Raw genomic sequence first — 737 nt, 5'->3', positions numbered from 1 at the left:
ACCGCCTTCGACTTCTCGGTGTGGGAACTCTGGGGCGCCCTGCTGCACGGCGCGCAGGCCGTCTTTGTCCCCTTCGAGACGAGCCGCGATCCGCTCGCGTTCGCTGATTTCCTGCGCACGCATCGCGTGTCCGTCCTCAGCCAGACGCCTTCGGCCTTCCGCCTGCTCGATCGGCAGCCCGGCACACTGCCCGCGCTGCGCCTGGTCGTGTTCGGCGGCGAAGCGCTCGAGCCCGCCGCGCTGCGCGACTGGTTTGACCGCTACGGCGACACACGCCCACGTCTGGTCAACATGTACGGCATCACCGAGACCACCGTCCACGTGACCGCTCGCACGCTGCACCGCGCCGACGCCGACACGCCGCTCAGCCCGATCGGTGAGCCGCTGGCCGATCTGTCGCTGCAATTGCTCGATCGTCATGGCGAGCCGGTGCTCGACGGCGTCGCCGGCGAGATCCACGTCGGCGGCGCCGGCGTCGCGCGCGGCTATCTGAACCGGCCAGGGCTCACCGCCGCGCGCTTCGTCCCCGATCCGGACGGCGCGCCAGGCGCGCGGCGCTATCGTGCGGGTGACCTCGCGCGACGCCGCGCCGACGGCGAGATCGTCTACCTTGGCCGCGCCGACCAGCAGATCAAGATTCGCGGCTTCCGTATCGAGCCCGGCGAAATCGAGGCCGCGCTGCGTGATCACCCAGGCGTACGCGATGCCGCCGTGGTGGCCGACGACGATGCGCACGG

General features: G+C 71.1%; 1 protein-coding gene. It reads left to right on the top strand.

Features of this window, described 5'->3' with window-relative positions; all coding sequences use genetic code 11:
- Positions 1 to 737 (top strand): AMP-binding protein (locus ACV22W_RS33550; RefSeq protein WP_448023826.1); only part of this gene is annotated, 737 nt, incomplete at both ends.

The organism is Burkholderia sp. AW49-1, assembly GCF_053427845.1.
Note: the sequence above shows the minus strand (reverse complement) of the source record. Positions and strands in the feature narration are given on the sequence as shown.